The following is a 22323-nucleotide window of genomic DNA, read 5'->3' on the forward strand; positions in this document are numbered from 1 at the left end:
CAGTCTAACGCCTTACTTGATGGAGCTCACCGGATTGTCGCCATCTACAAAGGCGAGCGGGGATTCCGGCAGGGTTTCGCGGCCGAGGGCCTCGACGATGACATCGGCGACCAGCTCGCGCGAAGAAGTCATGGACTCCTGTAGCGCCTTATCCTCGATCTGCTCCAGCCCCTGTGCTGGTTCCTCGGTCAGCATTGCTGGCTTGAGGATAAGGTGCGGAAACTCTGCCTGAGCAAGGCGATTGTCCACTTCCTTCTTGGACTCAACGTAGGCATACCACTTCTCGTCGGCGGGATCCGTGGTGGCTTCCTGGGAACCGACATAGGAAATCATGAGGTAGGCAGGCAGGTTCTTTCCCTCCTGCTGCAGCGTCTCCATAGCATCGAGGGTGGCGAGGGCACCATCGCGGTCAACGGCCCACGTAAGGTCTGCCCCACCGCGGCCGCCGTTGCCAGCGCCCCACACTACGGCGTCATAAGCGGCGAAAAGCTCCGCCCACTGCGCAACGGTCTGCTCGGTAATATCGGCCAATACCGGGGTCGCGCCGAGCTTTTCAATCTCAGACTTCTGCTCAGGGTTGCGGATAAGGGAGTGGACCTCGTGTCCGGCCTCCACCAGCTTTGGGGCGGCCAACAGGCCGACCTTGCCATGTCCACCGATGTACAGAATCTTCTTTTTATCAGTCATACCTCCCCACCGTAACAACGACGCCTCTTGCCCGCAGCGACCCCGGCCAGTACCGGTGGCAAAATGGCGGCGGTGGCTGCAGCGAGCAGATAGAATTGCTTGCATGTATGCCATTATGACCGTCACCGGAGCCGATAGCACCGGCATTATCGCCGCGGTGACCACTACCCTTGCCCAACTCGATATCAACGTCATTGACGTGTCCCAAACACTCATGGGCGGTTACTTCACCATGATCCTCCGCGTCGAATTTGATGCGGATAAGGTCTCCATCCAGACCATCAAGGAGCATATGCGCCCCGTGGCGGAAGAAAAACACCAGTCCATCCGCATTCAGTCCGAAGACCTCTTCACCGCCATGAATGAGATTTAAATGAGCACGCGTTTTAATACCACTAATATCTTGGACACCATCGAGATGATTGAGAACTATCGTCTCGATATCCGCACCGTAACCATGGGCATCTCCCTCCTTGGATGCACCCGATCCACCATGGACGCTACCTGCCAGGCCATCTATGACCGCGTCACGCAGCAGGCCGGGCGCCTAGTGGAGGTATGCGAAGGCATCGAAGGCGAGCTGGGTATCCCCATCGTAAATAAGCGTATCTCCGTGACCCCAATATCCTTGGTGGTAGCCGGTGTAGAAGGAAACCCCGTCGACGCCGCAAAGGCACTGGACAAGGCAGCCAAAGAGGTAGGAGTCAACTTCGTGGGCGGCTATTCCGCTCTGGTCGAAAAGGGCGCTACCACCGCGGAACAAAAGCTCATAAGTTCCATTCCAGAAGCGCTAGCTACGACTGACGTCGTGTGTTCCTCCGTCAATATCGCCAGTTCCCGCGCCGGTATCAACATGGATGCGGCAAGGAAGATGGGCGAGGTTATCAAGGAAGCTGCCGAGCTGACCAAGGACAATTCCGCCATTGCCTGCGCCAAGCTGGTGGTCTTTGCTAACTCTGTGGGTGACAACCCATTTATGGCCGGCGCGTTCCACGGCATCGAAGAACCCGATTGCGTAGTCTCCGTCGGCGTTTCTGGCCCAGGTGTTGTCGACCGCGCCTTGGGATCGCTCGAAGGGGCCAGCCTGGACCAGGTAGCGGAAGAAGTCAAGAAGGCCGCTTTCAAGATCACCCGCGCCGGGCAACTAGTGGGCACCATGGCCTCCGAGCGCCTTGGCGTACCCTTCGGCATCATCGACCTTTCGCTTGCCCCTACTGCCGAATTGGGAGATTCGGTGGCCCACATCCTTGAGCATATGGGATTGGACCAAGTAGGCACGCACGGCACAACTGCTGCTTTGGCTCTGCTTAACGACGCCGTAAAGAAGGGCGGCATGATGGCCTGCTCCCGCGTCGGCGGTTTGTCTGGCTCCTTCATCCCGGTCTCCGAGGATAAGGGGATGATCGATGCGGTTAAGTCTGGCTCTATCTCCATGGACAAGCTGGAGGCCATGACCGCCATTTGCTCGGTGGGCTTTGACATGATTGCGCTGCCGGGCGATACCTCGGCCGCGACGATTTCGGGCATGATTGCTGACGAGGCCGCCATCGGCGTGATGAATCATAAGACCACGGCGGTACGCGTGATCCCGGTTCCTGGCGCCCAGGTGGGCGACGAGGTGAGCTTCGGCGGCCTGCTGGGCTACGCACCGGTGATCCCGGTCAATGAAGTAGGCAACGCGCAGTTCATTAACCGCGGCGGCTTCATCCCCGCTCCAGTGCATGGATTCCGCAACTAAGGAGAGCGGCAACTGCGCCGCGGCCTAGTCCGCGGCGTGCTCTTCGCCGGGTTTCTCCGACTCCGCCCTTTCGGCGAGGTTGTCCTGGAAATGCTGGTAGGAAGATTCCAGCTGTTTTAATTCCACCTCGCCGCCAACTTGGCGGCGGGCATCAGAGTAGATGGCCCGGGCGGCGTCGGCAAGCACGCTCCGGCGCTCAGCAGTGCGCAAAAGGGCCACTACCTTGGCCAGGTTATCCAGCAAACTGAGGTAAATCTCCGCGTTATCGGCGGCGTCCCGCCGAATCTGCGCGAACATCGCCTCCACAATTTCCTCATAGCTGAACGTTTGGTAATCGAGGCGAAACTCGCCGTTAACGTGCACAATGCCCTGCGGAAGCCGCTTATCCCCGATGACGGTGAGGATCTGGGTAAAGCGGTCAATGATATCGATGACCGTGTACGGATCATTGACACCAGTACTCAATGCGCGGGCAGCAATCTCCGCCAGGTGCCGGGCGGTAAAACGAGGGTCGTGAGCTGAGGCATGCTCCCTGTACTGGGTGAGCACGATATGGCGCTCAACATTTTCCGGCAGGCGCGGCACACCGTGCGCGATAACCTCGCCTTCCAGTACCAAGTCACCCGGCGCCACGCCGAGGTGCACCGCGCAATTCTCCCGTGCCGCTGCCTGCGCAATGGCGTCATAGTCGACGAACTTGAGGTAGCCAGTTCCACTGCTGCGCCGCTTTTCCGCATCCACGTAAAATTCTGGCCCAGGAGCCTTGGCCGCTTTTTCCTCTTCGCCCCGCCGGATGAGCCGGCGCATGTGGTCCTCTACGTCTTCGGCCACCACGTGAACTACGTGAGACATACTGATCGATTGGGCAATATGGACGATGAAATAAATGAGGAAGATTACGCAGGCGATGGCCAACAGCACCGTTACTGCTACGTTCAAGGAAGGAACATATTCTTCTTTCCCATTACCGCCCGTTTGCACCGCACGTAAAGAAAGAAGGGCAAAAATGAAGGTTGCAAGATAGATCGCCAGGGTCGATTGTATAGAGCGATCTTTTAGAAACTCATGCAGCAGGCGCGGCCCCATTACTGTGACAACACCAGAAAGTGCGGTCAGCGTGATGAAGAAAAGGGTGCCAGCAAGGGACAGCGACGAGGTAGCTACCGCGCTTAGAATCCCTTGGGCACTATCGGCGCTGCCATCATAAAAGGGGGTGGCTGCCACGCGAAAACGGCTACCGACCGCGATGAGCAACTCTGCGTTGACGGCGGCAACGGCCACCGCCACTGCAGGGATTAGCCAAAACTTTTCCCGCCAGGCAGGCATCCTCTCCAGTAGCGTCTTCATGTTTTCCTAAGCTAGCTCCACGATTTCCATGTAGTCATCGGACCACAAATCTTCGTCACCATCGGGCATGATGATTACGCGTTCCGGGTCCAAAGCCTTGACCGCGCCCGGATCGTGCGTAACCAGCACCACGGCCCCCGTATAGGTTTTTAGCGCATCGAGTACCTGCTCGCGCGAGATTGGATCCAGGTTATTCGTCGGCTCATCCAGCAGCAGCACATTCGCGCGGCTAGAGACCAGCGCGGCCAAGGCTAGGCGCGTCTTCTCACCGCCGGATAGAGTGCCCGCGGGTTGTTCCAACTTCTCGCCGGAGAACATGAAGGCACCAAGCAGACTACGCAGTTCCTGCTGATCCGCGTCTGGGCAGGCGTCAATGGTGTTTTGCCATACAGACTTATCCGGATCGATGGTGTCGTGTTCCTGCGCAAAATAGCCGATCCGCAAGCCGTGGCCGCTGACGATGCCACCTTCACCGTCGGTGCGCTCCACTCCGGCCAGCAATTTCAACAGCGTGGTCTTACCCGCGCCGTTATAGCCCAGCACCACTACTCTTGACCCTTTATCGATGGCCAAATCCACCCCGGCGAAGACCTCTAGGGAGCCGTACATCTTGGTCAGCCCCTTGGCATTCATGGGTGTCTTACCGCACGGTGCCGGCTCGGGGAACTTAATATTGGCCACCTTATCGGCCACCCGCACCTCATCGAGCTGGCTCATCATGCGCTCAGCGCGGTGGAGCATTTGCTTGGCCGCAGCGGCCTTCGTTGCCTTAGCACCCAACTTAGCAGCCTGCTTTTGCAGGGCGGATGCCTTCTTTTCCGCATTGGCCCGCTCTCGGCGACGGCGCGCTTCATCGGTAGCACGAGCATCGAGGTATTTCTTATACCCCATGTTGTATACATCGGCCTCGCCGCGAACCGCATCGAGGAACCACACCTTATTACACACGGCCTCAAGCAGCTCGACGTCGTGAGAAATCATAATGAGCCCGCCCTCATGTTTGGACAGAAATTGGCGGAGCCACGTAATAGAATCCGCGTCCAAGTGGTTCGTCGGCTCATCGAGGAGCAGGGTGGTCTGGGATTTTCCGGACCCCTCGGTAGCGGCAAAGAGAATTTGCGCTAGCTCCACGCGGCGGCGCTGACCACCCGAGAGAGTTTTGAGTTGCTGGTCTAGGACGCGCTGCGGCAGACCCAAATTATCGCATATTTGCGCGCACTCGGAGTCGGCTTCATAGCCGCCAAGCGACTCGAATTGCTCCTCCAAGCGGGAGTATTTCCGGATGGCCTTATCCCGGAACTTATCGTCAGTGGCCGATTCCATAAGCTCTTGTTGCTTGGCCATGCGGCGCTTGAGATCATCCAAACCGCGGGCGGAGAGAACGCGCTCTCGCGCGGTCTGTTCAATATTTCCTTCGCGGGAATCCTGGGGCAAATAACCAATGGGGCCCGAACGAGTAACTGAGCCGCCATAGGGCTCGGTCTCCCCTGCCAAAATGCGCATAGTCGTCGTCTTGCCCGCGCCGTTGCGGCCGATAAGCCCGATGCGGTCACCGGGTTGCACACGCAAGTGCTGCCCTGGGGCTTCGAGAAGCGTGCGCGCTCCTACCCTGACTTCGAAATCATTGGTTACAATCACGAAGAAACAGTCTAGCAATTGACGCTGCCGACGCTAAGACGCGCTAACGCCCCCAACAACTGTCTCCCTAGACCGGGAAATGCGCTGCTGGAGGCGTGTGCGTAGGACGCGATTTAAACCGCGAAGCCGAGGGCCTGAAGTTGCTCGCGGCCCTCTTCCGTAATCATCTGCGGACCCCATGGTGGCATCCATACCCAGTTGATACGGACGGCATCGGCCAATTTATTGGCCTTGACGATGTCTTCCACCTGCTCAGCAATGACATCGGTCAATGGGCAGGCCGGCGAGGTCAACGTCATATTAATCATGACGATCTCCTTGCCATTGTCCTCTTCGAACCACAGATCATAGACAAGGCCCAAGTCAACAACGTTGATCCCGAGCTCAGGGTCAATGACGTCTCGCATAAATTCGGTGACGTCAAAGGCTTTGGAAATCTGCTCTTCGGTTTGCTCCGGTCGCTCGCCGCTGCCGGAGAAAGAGGAATTCTCGTTCTGATAAGGATCTACGGGATCAGTCATCTAGCTCTCCACTTCTGTTAGTGCATCGGCGGAAGCAGCCTGGAAGGCCTTCCATCCGAGGAGCGCACACTTTACGCGCGCTGGGTACTGGGACACTCCGGCGAAGGCTACGCCATCACCGATGAGGTCTTCATCGCCCTCGTCCTGGCCGCGAGAGGTGATCATCTTTTCAAACTCGGCCAGCTTCTCATTGGCTTGCGCGAGCGGTAGCCCAACGATTTCTTCAGCCATAACCGAGGTAGAAGCTTGCGAGATGGAACAGCCTTCCGCGTCATAGGAGACGTCCTCAACGGTCTTGCCGTCATCGGAAAGACGCACGCGCAGGGTCAGCTCATCTCCGCAGGACGGGTTCACATGGTGAACCTCAGCCTGATAAGGCTCCCTCAGTCCGGCGTACTGCGGGTTCTTGTAGTGGTCCAGGATGACGTCCTGGTACATGGAATCTAGGTTCATGAGGCAACTCCAAAGAATTCGCGGGCGGCCTTGATTGCTTCCACCAGCTTATCTACTTCTTCCTCGGTGTTATAGAGGTAGAAGCTGGCTCGGGCGGTGGACTGTGCCCCGCAGGCGCGGTGCAATGGCCACGCGCAGTGGTGGCCAACGCGAATGGACACGCCGTGGTCATCGAGGACCTGGCCCAAGTCATGCGGGTGAACGCCGTCCACGGTGAAAGAAATGGCACCGCCGCGGTTTTCAGTGGTTTCCGGGCCGATGATGCGCAGGCCCGGGATTTCCTTCAGCTGGCGCAGTGCGCGCTCCGTAAGTTTCTTTTCGTGCGCGTGGATATTATCCATGCCCACTTCTTCCAAAAACTTCACCGCGGCGCCGAGGCCTACTACCTGGCTGGTCATCTGCGTGCCTGCCTCAAAGCGTGTCGGCGGCTCGGCAAAGGTTGTCTGTTCCATCTTGACAATCTCAATCATGGAGCCACCGGTCAAGAAAGGCGGCAGCTTTTTGAGCAGCTCCTCCTTGCCGTAGAGGACACCAACGCCGCTGGGGCCACACATCTTGTGACCGGAAAACGCCGCGAAGTCCACATCCAAGGCGTGGAAATCTACCGCCATGTGCGGCACCGACTGGCAGGCGTCGAGTACAACCATGGCGTCAACCGCGCGGGCGCGGCGTACCAGCTCATCGACATCCGCCACAGCACCGGTCACATTGGACTGATGGGTAAACGCAACGACCTTGACGGATTCATCGAGTTCGAGCGAATCGAGATCGATGCGACCGTCTTCGGTCATGGAGTACCACTTCAACGTAGCGCCGGTACGAGCGCAAAGCTCCTGCCACGGCACCAAGTTAGCGTGATGCTCCAGTTCGGTGATCACAACGGTATCGCCCTCGCCTACGTAGAGGTCCCCCGCGCGTTCGTCGCTAAGCACATAAGCAACCTCGTTCAGGGCCTCGGTGGCGTTTTTGCTAAAGGCGATTTCATCGCGGTCCGCGCCTACGAACGCGGCGATAGCCTGCCGTGCGGACTCATAGGCATCATCGGCTTCTTCCGCCAACTGGTAGGAACCGCGGTGAACAGGGGCGTTCGTATGCAACACAAACTCCTCTTCCGCCTTCCACACCGACAGCGGGCGCTGGGAGGTAGCGCCTGAATCCAGATACACCAGAGGCTTATCGCCTCGGACGGTGCGCTGGAGAATCGGGAACTGCTCCCTGATTGCGTTTACATCAAATCCAGACATGAATCTTCTTAGGATAGTCTCGGTTGACCGGCCGGTGGCCGGTCCTTACTTGAGGAACTGGTCGTAGCCGTCAGACTCGAGCTGATCGGCCAATTCGGCGCCACCGGTCTTGATGACGTGGCCATCAGCGAAGACGTGGACAAAGTCCGGCTTCACGTAGTTCAGGATGCGCTTATAGTGGGTAATCATCAAAATGCCACCATTGGTTTCCTTCTGGTAGCTGTTGATGCCCTCAGAAACGATGCGCAAGGCGTCAACGTCCAAGCCGGAGTCCGTCTCATCCATCACTGCGAACTTTGGCTTGAGGATATCCAGCTGCATAACCTCATGGCGCTTCTTCTCGCCACCGGAAAATCCCTCGTTAACGGAGCGAGAGATGAAGGACTTATCGATCTTCAGGTTCTCGCGGGCCTGGGTAAGCTCCTTATTCCATTCACGCAGCTTCGGTGCCTCACCGCGGATGGAGGTGACGGCGGAACGCATGAACTGGGAGACCTTTACGCCCGGGACCTCAGTGGGGTACTGCATTGCCAGGAAAAGGCCGGCACGAGCGCGCTCATCGACGGGCATGTCCAGTAGGTTTTCGCCGTCGAGCAGCACCTCGCCCTCGGTAACCTCATACTTTGGGTGGCCGGCGATGGTGTAGGACAAGGTGGACTTGCCGGAGCCGTTCGGGCCCATGATGGCGTGGATCTCGCCAGAGTTGATCGTCAGGTTGACGCCCTTGAGAATTTCCTTCGGCTCGCCGCCTTCTTCCGTCGGCAGCACTTGAGCGTGGAGGTTCTTAATTTCCAGAGTAGACATAATGTGTGTGGTTTCCTTCTATGAAAGCTTTAGGCGGAGATCTTTTCCAGTTCTTCGGAAATGCGGTCTTCCAATTCCTCAGACAGGGACTGCACCGGGATGCGGTGGATGACCTCATTGAAGAAGCCACGGATGATGAGGCGGCGGGCTTCAGCCTCTGGAATGCCGCGAGACATGAGGTAGAACAACTCAATGTCATCGAAGCGACCAACGGTGGCTGCGTGGCCGGCGCCGGTAATTTCACCAGTCTCAATCTCCAGGTTAGGGATTGCATCCGCGCGAGCGCCCTCGGTCAGGATCAGGTTGTTATTGGTCTCGTAGGTATCAGTGCCCTGTGCATTGGAGCGAATGAGAACATCGCCCACCCAGCAGGTGCGGGCCTCATTTTGCTTAGTACCCTGCAGCGCGCCCTTATAAAGAACATGGGAACGGCAGTTAGGAACGGAGTGATCCACGAGCATGCGGTTCTCAAAGTACTGGCCTTCGTCCGCGAAGTACACGCCCAATAGCTCTGCGTCGCCACCTTGCTCGGTGAAGTTCACGCGCGGCACGATGCGTACTACTTCGCCGCCAAAGATGGCGGAGTTATGGCGTAGCACGGAATCGCGGCCGAGCTGGGCAACGTGGTTGGACAGGTGAACCGCATCGTCTTCCCAGTCAACGTCAACGACAACGGTCAAGTGAGCACCATCGCCCACGATGAACTCGACGTTATCCGCGTGGGTGCCGGAGCCGACATACTTCAAAATGACGGTAGCTTCAGCGTGGTGGCCTACCTCGATGGAGGTGGCGCCAAAGGACGTTACGCCCTCGCCCTTGCCGGTATAGGTAATGACGACGGGTTCTTCGACCTGAGCCTCTGCATCGATGGTGACAACCTGGCCTTCTGGCATGGAGGTCCATGCCTGTGCCGCGACACGATCAGACGGGGTACCTACACGGCCCAATCGTTCATCATCACGAGCGACGGTCTCGGAGCTTACGCCCGGGTGCTCGCTCACGGTGACATCCTGGGCTACAGCCTCAGCAAACTCGCCATTATGCAGGCCACGGAGCTTGCGCAGGGAAACAAAGCGCCAGACCTCGTCACGGCCGTGTGGCACCGGGAAGTCCTCCACGTTGGTGGAGGTAAAGACATCACCCTTGGTGATCTTATCCGGATTGAATTCGTTCGAAGCGACCATTTTCTTTAGCCGACCGATCCTTCCATTTGCAGTTCGATGAGGCGGTTGAGCTCGAGGGCGTACTCCATCGGCAACTCCTTAGCAATCGGCTCAACGAAGCCACGCACGATCATCGCCATTGCTTCTTCTTCCGCAATGCCGCGGGACATCAAGTAGAACAGCTGCTCCTCAGAAACCTGGGAAACGGTTGCCTCATGGCCCAGCGTGACGTGGTCATTGCGGATGTCGTTATACGGGTATGTATCCGAACGCGAGATATTGTCGACCAACAGTGCATCGCATTCGACATTCGACGTGGAATGGTGCGCGTTCTGATTGACCTGCACCAAGCCGCGGTAAGCGGCGCGACCGCCGGCACGAGCCACCGACTTGGAAACGATATTGGAAGAGGTGTGCGGGGCCATGTGGGTCATCTTGGCACCGGTGTCTTGGAACTGGTCCTCACCAGCAAAGGCAACGGAGAGGACCTCGCCCTTTGCATATGGTCCGGTCATCCACACTGCCGGGTACTTCATCGTGACCTTGGAACCAATATTGCCGTCGACCCATTCCATGGTGCCACCCTCTTCTACCTTGGTGCGCTTGGTCACCAAGTTGTAGACGTTGCTGGACCAGTTCTGAATGGTGGTGTAGCGGCAACGGCCGCCCTTCTTCACGATGATCTCTACTACTGCAGAGTGCAAAGAGTCGGATTTATAGATAGGTGCGGTACAGCCCTCGACGTAGTGCACATAGGCGTCCTCGTCAACGATGATGAGGGTGCGCTCAAACTGACCCATGTTTTCCGTGTTGATGCGGAAATAAGCCTGCAGCGGAATATCCACGTGCACTCCCTTTGGCACGTAAATGAAGGAGCCACCCGACCACACGGCGGAGTTCAGCGCGGAGAACTTATTATCGCCCGCGGGAATGACGGTACCGAAATACTCCTTGAAGAGCTCTGGGTAATCACGCAGCGCGGTGTCGGTATCGACGAAGATAACGCCCTGGCTTTCTAGGTCCTCACGAATCTGGTGGTAGACAACCTCAGACTCGTACTGGGCTGCCACACCTGCAACGAGGCGCTGCTTTTCGGCCTCTGGAATGCCCAACTTATCGTAGGTGGCCTTAATGTCATCCGGGAGGTCTTCCCACGTCTGGGCCTGCTCCTCGGTGGACTTCACGTAGTACTTGATCTGGTCAAAGTCGATGCCAGATAGGTCCGCACCCCACGTGGGGATGGGCTTTTTATCAAAGATATTGAGAGCCTTTAGGCGCTGGTTAAGCATCCATTCTGGCTCGCCCTTCTTGGCGGAAATATCGCGTACTACATCTTCGTTTAAGCCGCGGCGAGCAGAAGCACCAGCCGCGTCCGAGTCGTGCCAGCCGTACTCATATGCACCAATGGAATCAATGATTTCATCATCGGTCATCTTGTTATCGGGTGCCGATTGTGCCTGGGTCATGACTCGCTCCTTTCAGTATTTGTATTAACGGGTGTCAAGGGGATGTTAGTGGTACAGATTCCGTGACCTCCAGCAATGGAAGCCAAAGGCTGTACGTGTTTGCCTAATAAAGCAGAAAAGACTTCCTGTTCCGCCTCACACAGCTCTGGATGCTCGGCCGCCACGTGGGAGACCGGACAATGGTGCTGACAGATCTGCACTCCCTGGCCGGCGCGGTCCACCGTGGCGGCATACCCGTGCTCATCCAGCACCTCGGCCAGCTTGCGAGCCACGTCTTCAACAGACTCGCCCTCTTCTATCAGAGGCCGAACATCTGCCACGAGGCGCTCAAAGCGGACTTTGGCAAAGTGTTTGACGGCCTCAGACCCGCCGACCGCGCGTAAAGCTGTCAGGGCCTCTGAGGCCAGATCATCATAAGCGTGACCGAATTGTGCGCGGCCACGATCGGTGAGGCGGAAGTATTTGGCTGGTCGCCCGCGACCAGACCCGCTGCCCGCAGAGCCGCGGGTAGCGGGTCGGCGGCGCACGACCTCCGTCAGTTCCTCTTCCACCAAGTTGTCTAAGTGCCGGCGAATTCCGGCAGCAGAAAGGCCAAGGCGTTCACCCAAGTGGGAAGCGGTAACGGGCCCGTCTTTCAACAGCAACAGCATAACTTGACGGCGGGTATCACCATCCGTGGTGCGGGATTCCTTCGCCGGCTTCGGCGTAGCCACACTACGTTGCGGACTGCTCATGCTGGGACCTCCCTTCGCGCTTCAGACACTTACTGCCGCCCCGCAACGTCCTCCCGTAGCTCCGGGATGCTCGCCGCAGTTCAACAGCGCCTTCAATATTAGACAACACTAGTGTTCCTTAATTCATTCCGGAATGCCACCATTGGCCAAACTTCGGCGTGGCACGGGGGTGGCAACACTCCCCTAACGGCCCGACTCGACCGTGCTGCCCACGATGTGGGCGGGCCCGCTGGGGTTTAAGCAATTGATTCGCGTAAAGTCATATGCCATGACAGGCAAAATCCGCGGCTTATTTTCTGGCGTGAAGGCAGAGCTGCCGCAGCTGGGTACCGCTGGTTCCCGGTCGGCACGGTTACACGCCGAAGACACGGGGGCCGCCGAACCCGATTCTCGGTTTGATTTTGTCCCCGCCAATGCGGATGGCCTCAAGCGCACCACCACAGCACAGTGGCGGACATTTTTCATTCTGCGCTGGGTAGGCACGGTAGGCTCCCTGCTCATTGCGTTCGGCGCCCTAGGCGCCGGCGCACTCCCCGTGGTGGGCAATCCCTACGACAACGTGCCCTTCGGCTCCTTGATGTCCCGCATGCTGCAAACTTCCTCCGCCATAGTAATGGTGGGAGTAGGCCTATTGGTCTCCGCTTGGGTGTTCCTCGCCCCCTTTGTCGGAACCCCCTTGCGCCAACCTCAGGACAAGGCCACCGCCCCAGCGGGTGCTCGCCGTCTGGTGACCACGCATCAACTGTGGCAAACCTGGGCGGGGTGGGTCATCCCGTTGATTTTTACCGCCCCGCTATTCACCCAAGATATCTACTCCTACTTGGCTAATGGTTCCATCGTGGCACAGGGCATGGATCCATATTCTGCCGGGCCCGTTCAATTGCTAGGGGCAGGTAATAAGCTCGCCCGCTCCGTGCCGTTTATCTGGGCTAATTCCCCTTCCCCTTATGGCCCGGTAGCACTCGGCCTCGCAGCTGTGGTCAGCGCGGTTACTTCTAACTCCATCCTCTTGGGCGTTATCACCCATCGCCTATTGTCCATCGCCGGGATTATTGTTGCTGGTTGGGCCATAAGCTGTCTCGCGCAGCGCTGCCGGGTATCTCCAGAATCTGCACTGTGGCTCGGCATCCTCAACCCGCTGACCATCTTGCATCTAGTGGGCGGAATCCATAATGAGTCCATCATGTTGGGTTTGCTATTGGTGGGCATGGAACTGGGTCTCCGCGGCGTCGACAAGCTGGATGCCTCCCGACGCAGTGCCTACCTAGCCCTGGTAGCTTCCGGTTTTTGCCTTTCCTGTGCCGGAATGGTCAAGGTTACTGGCTTTATTGGGCTGGGCTTTGTGGGCATGGCCTACGCTCGCCGCCTCATCAACGCACACGGTACGGCACGCTGGAAGGCCCTGGCCTACGCCATCGCTTTGCAAATAATCGTTTTAGTAGCAACCGTTGCTCTTATTAGCGTCTGCACCGGCATTAGCTTGGGGTGGATTACCGGGCAAGGCGGGGCGGCGTCCATTCGCTCGTGGCTTTCTACGTCCACCGCCGTAGGCGTAGGTACCGGTTTTATCGGAATGCTCCTAGGCCTTGGCGACCACACCGAAGCCATTCTCACAGTCACCCGCACCTTTGGTGTTCTCGTGGCGGTAGCCTTCATGGCCCGCATGCTCTTTGCCACCTTGCGCGGCCACATCCACCCCGTGGGAGGACTCGGCATCGCCTTTTTAGTACTGGTTATCTTTTTCCCCGTCGTCCATCCGTGGTACATCCTATGGGCCGTACTACCTTTGGCCGCGTGGGCTAATAGGCTCATTTTCCGCTTCAGCGTCGTAGCCTATTCCGCAGCGATGAGCTTCTTTGTGCTGCCGCGCGGTCTCGGCCTTCCCCCCAGCACCATCATTGTGGTCTACGTGTCAGCCGCCTGTGCCTTCACTGCTATCGCCACCCTGTGGTGGGTTGCAGTGCGGCGCAGCGGAATCCGTGTCCTAAACTAATGCCACGTGAATTCCATTTCAGCCGACCGCCCAGCCCTAACCTTGGACAACGTGGTGAAGAAGTTTGGCTCCACCACTGCCGTAAATGGCCTTAGCCTCAGCGTTGCCCAGGGCGAGGTCTTTTGTCTCCTTGGCCCCAATGGTGCCGGAAAGTCCACGACGATTGAAATGTCAGAGGGCTTTCTCCATCCCACCAGCGGCACCATCGACGTCCTAGGGCTAAACCCAAGTACCGAACCAGATAGGGTGCGAGAAAAGGTCGGTATCATGCTCCAAGGCGGCGGTTCCTATTCCGGCATCCGCGTGCTAGAAATGCTGGAGCTTTCTGCCCGATACAGCGCCCGGCCTCTCTCCCCGCAGTGGCTACTAGAAACGTTGGGGCTTGAGGGGGTGGCTCGCACCCCTTATCGCAGGCTATCTGGAGGACAACAGCAACGCCTGTCCCTCGCCTTGGCTATCATCGGACGACCCGAGTTGGTTTTTCTGGATGAACCTACGGCAGGCATGGATGCACAATCCCGGTTGGCGGTCTGGGACCTAGTCCGAGCCCTGCAGCGGGATGGCGTAACCATCGTTCTAACCACCCACCTGATGGATGAGGCGGAGTCGCTGGCAGACCGCTTGGCCATCATGGATCATGGTCAGCTGGTAGCTCACGGCACCCCCGCAGAACTTACCGCCCAGACGGAATCGGCAGGGCTTAATTTCAGCACCGACATCGACGTAGATATGGAGGCCCTAGCTGCGGCGGGGATTAATGCCACCAAATCCCGTCCCCTGCATTACCGCTTGAGCCAAGCCGGCACTCCCGAGACCATCGCCACGCTCAGCGCTGAGCTCGCCCGCCAAGGAGTCTTACTGCGGTACTTAGATGCGGCCCACCGCAATCTGGAAGAGGTATTCCTTGACCTCACGGGCCGCCACTTGCGCAGCTAGCTGTAATCCCATCTTGGGAAAATATTCAATTTATTGTGTCGAGGAAAGAAGCCATTTATGAGCACCACCTTTAAACCCGGGACCTTTACTCCCGCCCCCAAGCGGACCAGCGCCGGCGCTATGCTGCTCGCGCAAGGCACGATGGAAGCTAAGCTCATGCTGCGCCACGGCGAGCAGCAACTGCTCAGCGTCATCATTCCACTGGCCATCCTCATTGGTGCGGCCCACTTGGAGTCCGTTACCAAGCACGGCCTGCACGAGGTTTTCCCCATGGTGCTTGCAGTTGCGGCCACCTCTGCGGGCTTTACCGGTCAAGCTATTTCACTTGCCTTTGACCGACGATACGGGGCCCTCAAGCGCACCGGGGCATCCGGGGTGCCGGCGTGGGCCATTATCGGCGGCAAAATCCTCGGCGTGCTCACGATGGTGGTATTCCAAATCCTTGTCTTGGGTATAGCCGCCTTCATTTTGGGTCTGCGTATCAGCGCGGGTGGGGTGTTGCTCATGCTCCTCTCCCTTTTCTTTGGCGTCGCGGCTTTTACCGCCATGGGGCTACTGCTTGGCGGCACGCTTAGTTCAGAGATGGTGCTCGCGCTGGCCAACCTCATCTGGTTCCTGCTCCTCGGCGTGGTCGGGTGGACCCTATACTCCCAGGGATTGGGCGATAATGGCATCCTCAACGTGGTCCCCACCGTCGCTCTGGCAGGCGCACTTACCGACGCCTCCAATTCCGCCTTCCCCGGCCTCGAACTTATTTCCTTGGTAGCTTGGCTCGCCGTGGCGTCGTTCGCAGCGGTCCGTTGGTTCCGCTTCGAGGGCTAAATGTGACTTTTGTCCGGTTCCGCCCGAAACAAGAGGAATTTTTATGCCCAAAATCTCCCGACTAGTAGGATGCTATGCGTGAATTACTGGACAAAAATCAAGCGCTTCTTTAAAGAAGCCGCCCCTACGCTGCAGCAACAGCGCCTCATCGCGCTCATCCTTCTCTTATGCCAGGGTGGCATTACCGTGTCTGGGTCCATTGTCCGCGTGACCGGCTCGGGACTCGGCTGCCCTACCTGGCCCGAGTGCCAGCCTGGCTCCCTTGTCCCCATGGAAGGCGCCGCTCCTGCACTGCACCAGGCCATCGAGTTTGGTAACCGCCTGCTCACGTTCGTCGTCACCGCTGCGGCGGTAGCCGCCGTCATCGCCATGCGCATGGCACGTCGGCGCACAGAGCTTAAGGTGTATGCATGGCTCAATGTCGCTGGCATTGTGCTGCAGGCGGTCATTGGCGGAATTTCTGTCCATCTCGACCTGCGCTGGTGGTCTGTAGCACTGCACTTCCTGCCATCAATGCTCTTGGTATGGCTGGCGGCAATGCTCTATTCCCGCATCTTGGAACCCGATGACGGAACGCCACGAGCACGATTCCCCCAGGCGATTCGCTTGCTCGCTGCAGTCGCAACAATTGCCCTCAGCATTGTTCTTATCACCGGCACTATGGTTACCGGTTCGGGCGTCCACTCTGGCGATTCCGGGGTCGGAATGGAAGGCCGCTTGCAGGTGGATACCGAAGCCATGGCCGTCACCCACGCCATGTGCATGTACGTCTACCTGACGCTTACCGTTATTACCATCTTCCTGCTCTATAAGAACCGTGCCCCACAGGACGCGAAGAAGGCGGGCTGGGTCCTCATCGCCTGCATCCTTATCCAGTGGGCCGTAGGCGTCTACCAGTTCTATATGAGCATTCCGCGCTGGACTGTTCCTTTCCACATTGGGCTATCCTCCTTTGTCGCGGCCTATACCGCACTACTGTGGGCACACGGCGTACGCCGTACCGATGGCACCGCGGATCTCATCACCGGCTCCCCTAGCGGCGATGAAAAGTACGCCGCACGCCAAGCCTCGCTAGAAGCAGCACGCGCGACGGCTTAACACGCAGCGCAACCAGCCGGCCGAAGTCCTGCACTCGGCCGGCTTTTTGCGCTAGCCTGGCTATATGCACGCAATTCAGGTCACAGAAACCGGCGGACCAGAAGTACTTCGCTATACCGAAGTTCCCGCCCCCACCCCGAATGACGATGAGGTCTTGGTAGACGTCATCATGGCCGGCGTCAACTACATCGATACCTATTACCGTGAGGGTATCTATAATGCGACCGCCCCTTTCATTCCCGGATTCGAAGGTACTGGGCGAGTCGTCCACGACCCAAAGGGAGAAATTGCGGAAGGCACAATGGTGGCGTGGAACCAGGCCTTCGGCTCCTACGCCGAGAAGGTCTGCGTCCCGCGCGAGGGACTGGTGGCAGTCCCAGACGATTTCCAACCTGAGGTTGCAGCATCCATGTTGCTCCAAGGCATTACCGCGCACTATCTGGCGCACGGGGTCTATCAATTGGGCGAAGGTGCTTCTTGCCTGATTACCGCCGGTGCCGGCGGCGTGGGGCAAATCCTCACCCAGATGGCATCGTCGCTAGGCGCTACCGTTTATACCGTCGTGTCCACGGACGAAAAGGAAGAACTATCCTACGCGGCCGGGGCGGATAAGGTTTTTCGCTACGGCGAGGGACTCGCCGAGCAAGTTCGCCGCTACAACAGTGACAAGGGCGTCGACGTGGTTTATGACGGCGTCGGCAAAGCTACCTTCCAGGAATCGCTAGAGGCAGTACGTCCACGCGGCACCGTCGCGCTTTTTGGTGCCGCCTCTGGTCCGGTTGAGCCTATCGACCCACAGCTGCTGAACAAGCATGGGTCCATCTTCCTGACGCGGCCTTCCATCGGCGCATGGACGGCACAAGAGGGCGAGTTTCAAATGCGCGCCCAAGCAGTCGTCCAAGCTGTCATGGACGGCGACCTACGCTTTAACGTCACGGCCTCCTATCCTTTGGCAGAAGCCGCTGCGGCTCACCGCGACTTGCAGGATCGCAAGACTACCGGCTCCATCGTTCTGCGCGTCCAAGACGCCGACGGAGACGAGGACTAGCCCCACCTACACCTAGAGCGCGGGAGAAAAGCAGCATTGCTTCTCCCGCGCTCTTTTTGCCCTGCTCTTGGAATGGGGCGCAGTTAGAATAACGTGGCCGACCAACCCAGCATCCGGCCTAAGGGCTCCCAGCCTAAGACTGCGTCGATGGACAAACCGATAAAGAGCACCGAAAGGTAGTTATTGGAGTAGATGAACAAGCGCATCGGCTTAACCTTGGCGCCGTTTTTCACTCCCTTATGCAAACGGATAGCCATCCACAGAAATACCGCGCCCGAAGCAACCGCTGCGACCAAGTAGATCCACGAAGCTGCGGGGACGATGAGTAGGGTCACGATAACCGTTCCAACGGTGTACCACACGATCTGGCGAGTGACTTCTGCTTCGCCCGCCACCACAGGCAGCATCGGCACGCCGGCTTTTCGGTAGTCTTCTTTGTACTTCATGGCCAGCGCCCACGTGTGCGGCGGGGTCCAGAAGAAGATGATGAGGAAGAGCACCACTGCCTGCCACCAGCGGTCAGGCTCTCCGGCTGGGGCATTATCCCGAATTACGGCCCAGCCAACCATGGCCGGCATACAGCCTGCGAGGCCGCCCCAGACGATGTTTTGCGCATTGCGCATCTTCAAAAACTTGGTGTAGACGAAGACATAGAAGAAGTTCGTCAACACGACGAAGAAAGCTGCGAGCCAAGAATGGGCAAGGAGGCCCAGCCACAGCACGGAAATAATAAGCATTACCCAGGCAAAAATGGCTGCCTTCCGCTTCGAAATCTTCGCTCTTACGAGCGGACGAGCCCTCGTGCGCTGCATCTTTTGATCCAACTCGTAGTCCACGACGTTATTGAACGTGTGGGCGGCGCCAGCGCCCAACCAGCCGCCGAAAATGGTCGACACGATGAGCCAAATATTGTCTGACACAGCCTCCACGCCGCGCTGCGCTTGGAGCATCGCCGGGATTGCGGCCACGAGGAGGAGCTCAATGATCCTCGGTTTCGTTAGCGCAAAATAGGCCTTGATGGTCTCCAAGGAATTCCTCCACTATCTGAACGTTGGTGAACTGTGCCTCGCGCATCTCCTGCGCGCGGTCACCCCTAGCGGTCGCACATGCCCGTGAAAAAGTTCCAGTTCTCTCACTCACATTTTTCGGCGCAGGCGCGAGAGGTTACAGACCCATGTCCGCTAGATTTGGCACACGCTTTTGCGTGCTCGCGTGCACCGCTTAGCCATGCCAGCATACCGGTTATGCCTGGCTTTCTATAATTGCGCACCGCCGGCTAAAAAATTACTAGACTTAATAAAGTTAAGTACTTTTTGCCTAGACGTAAGCGAGGCTTTTCGTGTCGAAAGATAAGTTGTCCCCAGAGCTCCAAACTATGGTTGAGCGCCGTTATCCGGAGGATTGGTCGGAGCTTGACACCCGCGCTATCGACACCGTGCGAGTACTAGCCGCCGACGCGGTACAAAAGTGCGGTTCCGGTCACCCCGGCACGGCAATGTCACTCGCTCCCCTCGCCTACACGCTCTACCAGCGGGTCATTAATCACGATCCCGCTGACGTGCACTGGGCCGGCCGTGACCGCTTCGTACTTTCGGTTGGCCACTCTTCCCTTACCCAGTACATCCAGCTCTACTTGGGCGGCTTTGGCTTGGAAATGGAAGACCTCGAGCAGCTGCGCACGTGGGGGTCACGCACCCCAGGCCACCCCGAGGTCCACCACACCGACGGTGTTGAAATCACCACTGGCCCCCTCGGCCAAGGTCTAGCGTCCTCCGTTGGAATGGCCATGGCGGCGCGTAAGGAGCGCGGCCTTTTCGATCCAGAAGCCCCTGCTGGTGAATCCCCCTTCGATCACTACATCTACACCATCGCCTCCGATGGCGACCTACAAGAAGGCGTTACCGCGGAGGCTTCTTCTCTGGCTGGCACGCAAAAGCTGGGCAACTTGATCGTCTTCTGGGACGATAACCGAATCTCTATTGAAGACGATACAAATATTGCCTTCAATGAAGATGTGGTGGCCCGATATGAGGCCTACGGCTGGCACGTCCAAACGGTGCAATCTGGAGAAGATGTCGTAGCCATTGAGGCTGCTGTCAAGGCTGCTCAAGCAGAAACCGATCGTCCGTCCTTCATCCGCGTAAAGACGGTTATCGGCTACCCTGCCCCGAATAAGATGAATACCGGCGGTGTCCACGGTGCTGCGTTGGGCGATGACGAGGTAGCTGCCACCAAGGAAGTCTTGGGCTTTGATCCGGAGCGCAGCTTCCACATCGATGATGAGGTCATTGCGCACACCCGCATGTTGCGCGAGCGCGGCGCAGAAAAACACTCTGCGTGGCAAGAAAAGTTCGACGCATGGGCTGCAGCTAATCCGGAGAATAAGGCACTTTTTGACCGCATGAATGCGCGCGAATTGCCGCAAGACTTCAGTGCTGATCTACCGGAATGGGAACCAGGCGAAACTTTGGCCACCCGCAAGGCTTCTGAAGCCGCCATCCAGGCCTTGGCTGCTTCTCTGCCGGAGATGTGGGGCGGTTCTGCCGACCTTGCCGGTTCTAATAACACCGTGATCAAGGGCGCGGATTCCTTCGGCCCCGCGGCCATTACTACCGATATGTGGTCGGCTCAACCCTATGGCCGCAACCTGCACTTCGGTATTCGCGAGCACGCAATGTCTGCGATTATGAACGGTATTGCTCTGCACGGTAATACCCGCGTCTACGGCGGCACCTTCCTTATCTTCTCCGAGTACCAGTACCCGGCTGTGCGCTTGGGTTCCCTGATGTCGACCGATACCTACTACGTGTGGACCCATGACTCCATCGGTTTGGGCGAAGATGGCCCTACCCACCAGCCAGTAGAGACTCTTTCTGCCCTGCGTGCCATTCCCAACCTGTCCGTTATCCGCCCTGCGGATGCCAACGAGACTGCACAGGCATGGGCGGCAGCCCTTGAGTACAAGGCCGCGCCTAAGGGCCTGGCGCTGAGCCGCCAGGGACTACCAGTGCTGGAAGGCACCAAGGAAAAGGCGCATGACGGCGTCCGCCGCGGTGCCTATGTTCTGGTGGAAAAGTCCAAGGAGACACCAGAGGTCATCCTTCTTGCTACAGGCTCTGAGGTGCAGCTCGCTGTCGCTGCCGCGAAGGAGCTAGAGGCAGCTGGAACGGCGACCCGCGTTGTGTCCGCACCCTGCCTCGAGTGGTTTGATGAGCAGGATGACGCTTACCGCGAATCTGTGCTCCCCAGCAAGGTGCAGGCGCGCGTTTCTATTGAGGCCGGTATTGCAATGCCATGGCATAAGTACACCGGTTCCTTTGGCCGCAGCATCTCCATTGAGCACTACGGCGCATCTGCTCCTGCAGGCGAGCTCTTTGAAAAGTTTGGATTCACCACTGCAGCGGTAGTTGAGGCGGCACAGGAGTCCCTAGCCGCCGCGAATAAGTAACCCCTAACAGGACTGGATAAGGATAAAGCATGAACCATATCTCGGAACTTGCCCAGCTGGGAACCTCGACCTGGCTTGATGATCTTTCTCGCGAGCGTCTCGTTTCCGGCAACCTCAAGGAAATCATTTCGACCAAGTCCATTGTGGGCGTGACCACCAACCCAGCGATTTTCGCTGCGGCGATGACCAATGGCACCGCTTACGACGCCGAGCTGGCAACGCTAAAGGAGTCAAAGGCCAGCGCCGATGAAGCGGTATACGCCCTTGCCATTGAAGACGTTCAAAATGCGTGTGACCTCTTTGCGGATATTTACTCCTCCACTGATGGGGCAGATGGCCGTGTATCCATTGAGGTCGATCCGCGAATTTCGGATGACCCTACCGCCACACTCGAACAGGCCCGTGAGCTGTGGTCGAAGGTCGATCGCCCTAATGTCATGATCAAGATTCCAGCCACCACCGGCTCCCTCCCAGCAATTGAGGATGCCCTGGCGGAAGGTATCAGTGTCAATGTCACCCTCATTTTCTCTGTGGAACGCTACCGCGCTGTCATCGAGTCCTTCCGTACCGGTCTCAAGCGTGCCGCCGAGTCCGGAAAGGAAGTCGCAACTATCCACTCCGTAGCGTCCTTCTTCGTTTCCCGTTTGGATACCGAAGTAGACAAGCGCTTGGAGGCCATTGGCAGCGAGCAAGCTCTAGCACTGCGGGGCAAGGCGGGCGTCGCCAATGCACAGCGCGCCTATGCCCTCTTCCAGGACACTTTGCTTGACGACGCCGACTTGCCAGAAGGCTCCCACCTTCAGCGTCCATTGTGGGCTTCGACCGGTGTGAAAAATCCCGATTACCCAGCCACCTTGTACGTATCTGAGCTAGCCGGTCCGCATACGGTCAACACCATGCCGGAAAAGACCATCGATTCGGTTCTCGACCAAGGCAATCTTCACGGAGATGCCCTATCGGACAGCCGCGAGACGGCAGAAGGCGTCTTTGCCCAGCTAAACGAGGTTGGCATTGATTTCGACGATGTCTTTGCCGTGCTAGAGCGCGAGGGAGTAGAAAAGTTTGTTGCCGCTTGGAATGAACTACTTGCTTCCATCGAGGAACGACTCGCGTAAACTAGCCGTGTGACTTGTGCCCCGCCGAAGATTCGGCGGGGCATTCTGCCGCTAGAATATTAGCGAGC

General features: G+C 58.0%; 20 protein-coding genes. 9 read left to right on the forward strand and 11 right to left on the reverse strand.

The features are described 5' to 3' along the window. Window positions 1-12 precede the first annotated feature (12 nt). Entirely contained in the window at window positions 13-687 is a 675-nt protein-coding gene (locus tag QP990_RS04335) for an NAD(P)H-binding protein (protein WP_023021521.1), read from the reverse strand. A 103-nt stretch (window positions 688-790) separates the two neighbouring features. On the opposite strand from QP990_RS04335, the gene QP990_RS04340 reads away from it, so the two are divergent. After that, window positions 791-1060 carry an ACT domain-containing protein gene (locus QP990_RS04340; RefSeq protein ID WP_023021520.1) on the forward strand — a complete coding sequence of 90 codons (270 nt, stop codon included), beginning with the start codon at window positions 791-793 and terminating at the stop codon, window positions 1058-1060. Beyond that, on the forward strand, window positions 1061-2425 hold the full coding sequence (locus tag QP990_RS04345) for a PFL family protein (RefSeq protein ID WP_248098354.1): 1365 nt from the start codon (window positions 1061-1063) through the stop codon (window positions 2423-2425). It abuts the gene before it with no gap. A 24-nt stretch (window positions 2426-2449) separates the two neighbouring features. Here the strand turns inward: QP990_RS04345 and QP990_RS04350 are convergent, their stop codons facing one another. The 9 genes from QP990_RS04350 to QP990_RS04390 all read right to left on the reverse strand — a co-directional run bounded on the left by QP990_RS04350 (window position 2450) and on the right by QP990_RS04390 (window position 11795). Further along, the gene (locus QP990_RS04350) at window positions 2450-3772 is read right to left on the reverse strand and encodes a DUF2254 domain-containing protein (protein ID WP_259824551.1); all 1323 of its coding nucleotides are present in this window, start codon (window positions 3770-3772) and stop codon (window positions 2450-2452) included. A gap of 6 nt (window positions 3773-3778) precedes the next feature. After that, window positions 3779-5410 carry an ABC-F family ATP-binding cassette domain-containing protein gene (locus QP990_RS04355; protein WP_023021517.1) on the reverse strand — a complete coding sequence of 544 codons (1632 nt, stop codon included), beginning with the start codon at window positions 5408-5410 and terminating at the stop codon, window positions 3779-3781. Between the two features lie 113 nt (window positions 5411-5523). After that, window positions 5524-5931: a metal-sulfur cluster assembly factor gene (locus QP990_RS04360; RefSeq protein ID WP_023021516.1), complete on the reverse strand. Its 408-nt coding sequence runs from the start codon at window positions 5929-5931 to the stop codon at window positions 5524-5526. Next, window positions 5932-6384, reverse strand: a complete 453-nt coding sequence (sufU, locus tag QP990_RS04365; protein ID WP_284798524.1) for a Fe-S cluster assembly sulfur transfer protein SufU — start codon at window positions 6382-6384, stop codon at window positions 5932-5934. After that, window positions 6381-7628 (reverse strand): cysteine desulfurase, encoded by a 1248-nt coding sequence (locus tag QP990_RS04370; protein ID WP_049378170.1) that lies wholly within the window; start codon window positions 7626-7628, stop codon window positions 6381-6383. Before QP990_RS04370 ends, sufU begins: the two co-directional genes overlap by 4 nt. Window positions 7629-7673: 45 nt before the next feature. Continuing rightward, complete coding sequence (gene sufC / locus QP990_RS04375; protein ID WP_023021513.1) at window positions 7674-8432, reverse strand: Fe-S cluster assembly ATPase SufC; 759 nt, start codon at window positions 8430-8432, stop codon at window positions 7674-7676. A gap of 29 nt (window positions 8433-8461) precedes the next feature. After that, the gene (gene sufD, locus QP990_RS04380) at window positions 8462-9616 is read right to left on the reverse strand and encodes a Fe-S cluster assembly protein SufD (protein WP_023021512.1); all 1155 of its coding nucleotides are present in this window, start codon (window positions 9614-9616) and stop codon (window positions 8462-8464) included. Between the two features lie 5 nt (window positions 9617-9621). Further along, a complete protein-coding gene (sufB, locus tag QP990_RS04385; protein WP_023021511.1) occupies window positions 9622-11061 on the reverse strand; it encodes a Fe-S cluster assembly protein SufB in 1440 nt (479 codons plus the stop codon). After that, a complete protein-coding gene (locus QP990_RS04390) occupies window positions 11058-11795 on the reverse strand; it encodes a metalloregulator ArsR/SmtB family transcription factor (RefSeq protein ID WP_023021510.1) in 738 nt (245 codons plus the stop codon). The genes sufB and QP990_RS04390 overlap by 4 nt, the downstream gene beginning before the upstream one ends. A gap of 268 nt (window positions 11796-12063) precedes the next feature. Here QP990_RS04390 and mptB point away from each other — a divergent pair, with 268 nt between their 5' ends. The 5 genes from mptB (at window position 12064) to QP990_RS04415 (ending at window position 17692) form a co-directional block, all read left to right on the forward strand. After that, a complete protein-coding gene (mptB, locus tag QP990_RS04395; RefSeq protein WP_284798525.1) occupies window positions 12064-13788 on the forward strand; it encodes a polyprenol phosphomannose-dependent alpha 1,6 mannosyltransferase MptB in 1725 nt (574 codons plus the stop codon). A gap of 6 nt (window positions 13789-13794) precedes the next feature. Then, a complete protein-coding gene (locus tag QP990_RS04400; RefSeq protein WP_023021508.1) occupies window positions 13795-14724 on the forward strand; it encodes an ABC transporter ATP-binding protein in 930 nt (309 codons plus the stop codon). Between the two features lie 57 nt (window positions 14725-14781). Further along, on the forward strand, window positions 14782-15546 hold the full coding sequence (locus tag QP990_RS04405) for an ABC transporter permease (protein WP_023021507.1): 765 nt from the start codon (window positions 14782-14784) through the stop codon (window positions 15544-15546). Window positions 15547-15615: 69 nt separating this feature from the next. Then, window positions 15616-16644 (forward strand): heme A synthase, encoded by a 1029-nt coding sequence (locus QP990_RS04410; RefSeq protein WP_284798526.1) that lies wholly within the window; start codon window positions 15616-15618, stop codon window positions 16642-16644. 64 nt (window positions 16645-16708) lie between these two features. Next, window positions 16709-17692 carry a quinone oxidoreductase gene (locus QP990_RS04415; RefSeq protein WP_023021505.1) on the forward strand — a complete coding sequence of 328 codons (984 nt, stop codon included), beginning with the start codon at window positions 16709-16711 and terminating at the stop codon, window positions 17690-17692. A gap of 83 nt (window positions 17693-17775) precedes the next feature. Here QP990_RS04415 and QP990_RS04420 read toward each other — a convergent pair whose 3' ends face one another. Next, a complete protein-coding gene (locus tag QP990_RS04420) occupies window positions 17776-18720 on the reverse strand; it encodes a heme o synthase (RefSeq protein WP_284798527.1) in 945 nt (314 codons plus the stop codon). 347 nt (window positions 18721-19067) lie between these two features. Here QP990_RS04420 and tkt point away from each other — a divergent pair, with 347 nt between their 5' ends. After that, window positions 19068-21140, forward strand: a complete 2073-nt coding sequence (tkt, locus tag QP990_RS04425) for a transketolase (protein WP_198010472.1) — start codon at window positions 19068-19070, stop codon at window positions 21138-21140. Between the two features lie 29 nt (window positions 21141-21169). Continuing rightward, window positions 21170-22255: a transaldolase gene (gene tal / locus QP990_RS04430; RefSeq protein ID WP_284798528.1), complete on the forward strand. Its 1086-nt coding sequence runs from the start codon at window positions 21170-21172 to the stop codon at window positions 22253-22255. Window positions 22256-22323 lie beyond the last annotated feature (68 nt).

Origin of the sequence: Corynebacterium sp. MSK071, assembly GCF_030232125.1 — a bacterium.
Lineage (GTDB): Bacteria > Actinomycetota > Actinomycetes > Mycobacteriales > Mycobacteriaceae > Corynebacterium > Corynebacterium kefirresidentii.

Excerpts from the sequence above, each read along its gene's own strand:
- QP990_RS04335 (WP_023021521.1), bottom strand. The coding sequence starts at position 687 with ATGACTGATAAAAAGAAGATTCTGTACATCGGTGGACATGGCAAGGTC.
- QP990_RS04340 (WP_023021520.1), top strand. The coding sequence starts at position 791 with ATGTATGCCATTATGACCGTCACCGGAGCCGATAGCACCGGCATTATC.
- QP990_RS04345 (WP_248098354.1), top strand. The coding sequence starts at position 1,061 with ATGAGCACGCGTTTTAATACCACTAATATCTTGGACACCATCGAGATG.
- QP990_RS04350 (WP_259824551.1), bottom strand. The coding sequence starts at position 3,772 with ATGAAGACGCTACTGGAGAGGATGCCTGCCTGGCGGGAAAAGTTTTGG.
- QP990_RS04360 (WP_023021516.1), bottom strand. The coding sequence starts at position 5,931 with ATGACTGATCCCGTAGATCCTTATCAGAACGAGAATTCCTCTTTCTCC.
- sufU (WP_284798524.1), bottom strand. The coding sequence starts at position 6,384 with ATGAACCTAGATTCCATGTACCAGGACGTCATCCTGGACCACTACAAG.
- QP990_RS04370 (WP_049378170.1), bottom strand. The coding sequence starts at position 7,628 with ATGTCTGGATTTGATGTAAACGCAATCAGGGAGCAGTTCCCGATTCTC.
- sufC (WP_023021513.1), bottom strand. The coding sequence starts at position 8,432 with ATGTCTACTCTGGAAATTAAGAACCTCCACGCTCAAGTGCTGCCGACG.
- sufD (WP_023021512.1), bottom strand. The coding sequence starts at position 9,616 with ATGGTCGCTTCGAACGAATTCAATCCGGATAAGATCACCAAGGGTGAT.
- sufB (WP_023021511.1), bottom strand. The coding sequence starts at position 11,061 with ATGACCCAGGCACAATCGGCACCCGATAACAAGATGACCGATGATGAA.
- QP990_RS04390 (WP_023021510.1), bottom strand. The coding sequence starts at position 11,795 with ATGAGCAGTCCGCAACGTAGTGTGGCTACGCCGAAGCCGGCGAAGGAA.
- mptB (WP_284798525.1), top strand. The coding sequence starts at position 12,064 with ATGACAGGCAAAATCCGCGGCTTATTTTCTGGCGTGAAGGCAGAGCTG.
- QP990_RS04405 (WP_023021507.1), top strand. The coding sequence starts at position 14,782 with ATGAGCACCACCTTTAAACCCGGGACCTTTACTCCCGCCCCCAAGCGG.
- QP990_RS04410 (WP_284798526.1), top strand. The coding sequence starts at position 15,616 with ATGCTATGCGTGAATTACTGGACAAAAATCAAGCGCTTCTTTAAAGAA.
- QP990_RS04415 (WP_023021505.1), top strand. The coding sequence starts at position 16,709 with ATGCACGCAATTCAGGTCACAGAAACCGGCGGACCAGAAGTACTTCGC.
- tkt (WP_198010472.1), top strand. The coding sequence starts at position 19,068 with ATGGTTGAGCGCCGTTATCCGGAGGATTGGTCGGAGCTTGACACCCGC.
- tal (WP_284798528.1), top strand. The coding sequence starts at position 21,170 with ATGAACCATATCTCGGAACTTGCCCAGCTGGGAACCTCGACCTGGCTT.